4 protein-coding genes are annotated in these 5,984 nt (G+C 29.2%); 1 reads left to right on the top strand and 3 read right to left on the bottom strand.

Features of this window, described 5'->3' with window-relative positions:
- From opp4C to Q1J60_RS08325, 3 genes are all read right to left on the bottom strand, one after another.
- Window positions 1-902, bottom strand: a 902-nt coding sequence (gene opp4C, locus Q1J60_RS08335) for an oligopeptide ABC transporter permease (protein ID WP_300260738.1), incomplete at its 3' end; no start/stop codon positions are given.
- A 14-nt stretch (window positions 903-916) separates the two neighbouring features.
- Entirely contained in the window at window positions 917-1,882 is a 966-nt protein-coding gene (locus tag Q1J60_RS08330) for an ABC transporter permease (RefSeq protein ID WP_300260735.1), read from the bottom strand.
- A gap of 74 nt (window positions 1,883-1,956) precedes the next feature.
- Entirely contained in the window at window positions 1,957-3,684 is a 1,728-nt protein-coding gene (locus tag Q1J60_RS08325) for an ABC transporter substrate-binding protein (RefSeq protein ID WP_300260732.1), read from the bottom strand.
- Window positions 3,685-4,313: 629 nt separating this feature from the next.
- Here Q1J60_RS08325 and Q1J60_RS08320 point away from each other — a divergent pair.
- Window positions 4,314-5,606: an MFS transporter gene (locus tag Q1J60_RS08320; RefSeq protein ID WP_300260729.1), complete on the top strand. Its 1,293-nt coding sequence runs from the start codon at window positions 4,314-4,316 to the stop codon at window positions 5,604-5,606.
- Window positions 5,607-5,984: the final 378 nt, after the last annotated feature.

Genomic DNA, 5,984 nt, shown 5'->3' with positions numbered 1-5,984 from the left:
TTAGGATCTAGAGCATCTCTTAATCCATCTCCAAAAATATTTATAGATATAACAGTTAAGAATATACATATTCCTGGAGGTATCCATAACCACCATCTATTTGTTAATGTATAATAATCTTGAGCTGTCTGTATCATATTGCCCCAAGTTGGTGTAGGTGGTGTAACTCCAAGACCTAAGAAACTTAAAGATGATTCTGTTAATATAGCTCCTCCAATTCCTAATGTAGCTGAAACTATAATAACTGCTAATGTATTAGGTAATAAGTGTAAAAACATTTTTCTAGCATCTGATAGTCCTAAAGCTTCCGCAGCTTGCATAAATTCTTGTTCTCTTAAAGATAAGACCATACCTCTAACCATACGACAAGTACCAGTCCAACTTAATGCACCAATAATAAACATAACTACGAAAATTCTATACTGTGGTGGTATTTTTAAATCCGACATTATAGCAGATACCATTATTAATAATGATAAGAATGGAAAACACATAAATACATCAACAATTCTCATTATTAAACTATCTATAACGCCTCCATAATATCCAGCTAATATTCCTAGAGTTGTCCCTATAATTATAGAAATACCTACTGCAACTATACCTATTGAAAGTGAATATCTTCCTCCGTACATAAGTCTAGCTAAAACATCTCTTCCAGATTCATCAGTTCCTAACCAATGCTGTGCTGATGGTGGCTGATTAGTTCTTAATAAGTCTATTGTTAAATAATCATGTGGATATAACATTGGTCCAAATATTGAAATTAAAACTAAAACTAATAATATAAATAAACCAGCTAATGCTAACTTATTCTTTTTTAATCTTTTAAAGGCTACAGTCCAAGGGCTTTCTATTTTTTCTTTTTTAACTTTAACTTCTTTATTTAATTCTGTTTTCATATAAAAAGCACCTCCTACTTAAGTCTTATTCTTGGATCTACTAATGCATATATAATATCAGCAAGTAAGTTTCCTATTAAAACTAATATAGCTAAAGTAAGATTTATACCCATAAGTAGATAATAATCTCTATTATTAACTGCACTTAACTGTACTGGACCTATTCCTGGCCAGTTAAATATTTTTTCTGTTAATGTAGCACCTGAGAATAATCCTGGAATTGACATTCCTAATAATGTTACAACTGGTATAAGTGCATTTCTTAAAGCATGTTTATATATAACTACCTTCTCTTTTAATCCTTTTGCTCTTGCAGTTCTTATATAATCTTGTCTAACTACCTCAAGCATACTTGATCTAGTATATCTCATCCATCCACCTACACTTCCAAGAGTTAAAACTATAAGTGGTAAAACCATATGTTTTAATACGTCTAGAACATATTTCATTCCTGTATATGCACTTCCTGGAGTAGTCATACCCGATATTGGAAATAAATTAAGTTGAACCCCTAAATACTTAATTAATATGAGTCCAAAGAAAAATGATGGTATTGATATTCCAATAAGTGCAAATACCGTAAAAAATTTATCAAAAAATGAATATTGCTTTGTTGCTGAAACTATACCTATTGGCACCGCAATTATAAGCCCCAAAATTAGTGATGCCGCTCCTAAAATAAAGGAATTTGGTATGAAATCTTTCATTACATCTGCAACTGGTCTTTTATAGTAAAAAGATTCTCCTAAAGACCCTTCTGTTACAACTCCTTTTAGCCAGTATAAATACTGTGTTGTTTTTGGCTCATCTAAATGATATTTTTCTCTTATTGCTTGTTTAGTTTCTACACTCATATTTGGATCAATATTTGCTGTAATAGCATCTCCTGGAGCCATAGCAAATATTAAGAAAAGTACTAATGATACTCCAACAATAGTTGGTATTATTGCTAGTATTCTTCTTGTTATATACTGTAGCATATTGCTGTTCCCCCCATTTTCAAAATTAGCCTGGATTTTTGTCCAGGCTAATTTTCTTAATTTATTTTTAATTTTTATTGATTATTATCTAATTCAAGTTTATAAACATCATTAGTCCAATCTATATAAGTTGAAGGGTGATAACCTTTAACTCTTGAACTTGATGCAAACATTTCTTGTGAGTCATCTAAAAGAAGATAAGGTAAATCCTCAGTGAATTTTAATTGCCACTTATCGTAAATTTTCTTTCTCTCTTCTTGATTAGTTGTTTCTTTAGCTTCTTTTAATAACTTGTCTGCTTCTTCATTTCTCCATCCAACATTATTAAATCCACCTGGTACATCTTGAGAAATTGCAAATAATCCTGATGGGTCTGGGTCTGTTGAAAGACTCCAAGCAGCGTTAAACATGTCATATTCTCTCTTATCAACCTTATCCATCATTGTTCCAAATTCCATAAGCTCTGGAGTAACTTTAACTCCTATTTGCTCCCATGATTGTTGAACTATTGGTATTAAACTATCAACATATTTAGAACCAGTATAAGTTAGCCATTGAAGATCTAATTCAACTCCATCTTTATCTCTAACTCCATTTCCATTTGTATCTTTCCAACCAGCTTCATCTAATAATTGTTTAGCTTTTTCTGGATTGTATTCATACTTAGGAACTTCTGGGTTATATGCCCATGAAACTGGAAGTATTGGTGAATTACAAACATCTGCATATCCTTGATAATAAGATTTAACAAATCCTTCTCTATTTAATCCATAAAGTAATGCCTGTCTTACTTTAGTATCCTTAACTTTGTCACTTCCGTAGTTAAGTCCCATATATCCATAACCATTTTTCATATATAAATCTAAATTTAAGAATCCAGCTTGTTTTAATGGATCTATATTTTCTGGTTTAGCAGGAACTCTATCTATATCAACTGTTCCAGCCATTAACTCTTGTAATAATGTTTGTGAGTTTGTAACTTTCATTACTATATAAGGTATCTTTGGTTCTCCTTTCCAGTAATTAGTGTTTCTCTCAAACTTAACTTCTTGTCCTGGTTTAAAATGAACAAACTTATATGCACCTGAACCTACAGGATTTAATAACTTGTCCTTAACAGCTTGGAAGTTTCCTTTTTCAAATTTATAAACGCTCTCAGGCATAATTCCATATCCAAAGTTCCATATACCAGCTGCATCAACTTTTTTATTAGTAAAAGATATTGTATAATCATCAATTACCTTTATACCTTCAACACTTGTAGCATTACCTTTGTTATATTCTTCATATCCAACCAAGTTACTTACAGCATCCATTCTTGGACCATCATATCCAGGATCACAAATAGAAGTAAATGTAAACGCTACGTCTTTTGCTGTTAATTCTTGTCCATTAGTAAATTTAATACCTTTATTTAATTTAAAAGTATATGTTTTTCCATCATCAGAAATTTCATAACTCTCTGCTACATTTGGTAAAACTTCACCTTTTTCATTATTATCAATTAATCCATCAAACACTAATTTATTAACCCATGAATCATAAAGAGTAGAAGAATATATTGGTACAAACTCTCCCTTTGGATCTGTAGTTCCTACTATTAAAGTATCTTTTCTATCTTTTGCAACTGCTGGAAGTGCACTTGGATTTGCGGCCTCTATTTTTTCTGTATTTGCTAAATCCTTAGTCTCAACTGATGATCCATTGTTATTTCCTTGATTTGCATTATTTCCTCCACATGCTACAAATAACATTGAAGTTGCTAACCCTGCTGTTAATAATATAACTAATTTTCTTTTCATTTAATCTGCCCCCTTTTAATGTATTTATTGCTGTTATGTAACAAATTTAAAATGCCCCATATAAAAATATTGCTACAATAACATACATTTCCTGTGATTTTAAAAATAAAATTTTATTGCGTATTTTTCTTTGTTTTCATATCAATACTTATATAATTTACAATTTACTTTTAAATAAATATATTAATTGATAAATTACTAAAATAAAGCTTAATATACAATTATTTTATCAAATTTTTAAATGTATATCATGTAAAAACACGCGTCTTTTCAAATTATATTATTTGTATTTTAATTTATTTCCAATAAATTTTCAATATTGTAAAATTATTTTTTCATTATAAATATTTTCTCAAAAACCCTATTAATTACAATTAATAAATATTAACCATAAATAATGAGTTATTATTTTAAAATATATGACTAATATGCATTAAATTATTAATTTTAAGGATAATAATATATATAATATGGAATATTAATAATTTGTTCCAATAGTTTTTTTATTTTCGTGATAAAAGTTACAGTTTATTCTTTTATTTGATGATATACTTTTAAAGTATTTATTAGATTAATTATAAGTTTCAGAGTTAAAAAATTAACAATCTAAGAAAAATGGAGTGAATGAAATGAAAAACTTAAATCTTAAAGGTAATCCAAATCGTGGATTAACAGGAGCTACATTAGGTTTCTTCATAGGTTTTGCAGCAGTATCTCTTTATGGACCAACTTCTGCAGTATTTAAAGAAGCTTTCGTAAATCTTAATCCAGTATTACTAGCATTGCTTATTGCAGCTCCTAATTTGTCAGGTTCTTTACTTAGAATACCTTTCTCAGCATGGGTTGATACAACTGGTGGAAGAAAGCCCCTTATAGTTTTACTACTTTTATCAATAATAGGTATGGGTGGCTTATACATAGTATTAGCTTTCTTTAGCAATAACTTAAATCAATATTATTATTTATTATTTGCACTTGGACTATTATCTGGATGTGGTATAGCAACATTCTCTGTTGGTGTCAGTCAAGCATCATACTGGTTCCCTAAAAATAAACAAGGTATAGCTTTAGGAATATATGGTGGAGTTGGTAACCTAGCACCTGGAATATTTGCATTATTAATTCCAAACTTAGCACTTCCCCTATTAGGATTACCTGGTTCTTACTTAGCTTGGTTAATCTTCTTAATAGTTGGTACTGTAATTTATATAAAAATAGGTCAAAATGCTTGGTACTTCCAACTTGTTGACAAAGGAATAAATAAAGATGAAGCTAAAGAAATAGCATCAAAGGAATACGGTCAAGAATTATTCCCTAAAGGAAAGGCAAGTGAAACACTTTTAATATCAGCCAAATCATGGAAAACTTGGGCTTTAGTATTTATATATTTCACAACTTTCGGTGGATTTTTAGCATTAACAGGTTGGTTTCCTAACTACTGGATGACTTATTTCGGATTAAACATTAAAGTAGCAGGTCTTTTAACAGCTTTATATTCTATATTAACTTCATTAACTAGAATATATGGAGGAAAAGTTGCTGATAAAAATGGTGGAGAAATAACTACTATAGTTTCTCTAGGAATAGCACTTATCGGTGCAATTTGTATGACATTTGCTTCAACTATGACTTTAGCAATAATCGGTATAATTTTACTTGCTATTGGTATGGGAGTTGCAAACGCAGCAGTATTCAAAATAGTTCCTAATGCAGTTCCAGAAGCAATGGGTGGAGCTTCAGGATGGATTGGTGGATTAGGTGCTTTAGGTGGATTCTTAATTCCTCCTGTAATGGCATCATTCCTAAACAGATCAGGATTTGCTGGATATTCACAAGGATTTTCAGTATTTATAGTTTTAATAATTTTAGCAATTGGAGTAATAGCTTTATTCCAAGCTTTACAAAAGAAATCAGCAAAATAAAAACTTTAAATAAAAAAGTAGCTATGAAATTTCATAGCTACTTTTTTATTTAAAGTTATAAGTAATTTATAAATATAAAGTTATCCACAAAAAATAAAACTCTAAATTATCCACAAAATATTATTAAATCATCTTTATAATCTAATCACAAATAGTCATATATTTTTATTGATTTAACAAGATAAATAGACAATCATATTAAAATGACTGCCTATTTATCCGTAATAAAAATTTATATATCTTTTAATTGGTCTGGATACTTAATATTTATCAGATTTACATTTTTAATAATTTTATAATCAGATAAATTATATTGAAATTCAGATAGAATTAATATCTATCTGAATTAATTATTTATTTTATTCCCACTCAAGAAAT

This window comes from Clostridium sp. (assembly GCF_029258205.1).
In the GTDB taxonomy this organism is placed as follows: Bacteria; Bacillota; Clostridia; order Clostridiales; family Clostridiaceae; genus Sarcina.
The sequence above is the reverse complement of the archived record's forward strand: the minus strand, read 5'-3'. Positions and strand labels throughout refer to the sequence as shown.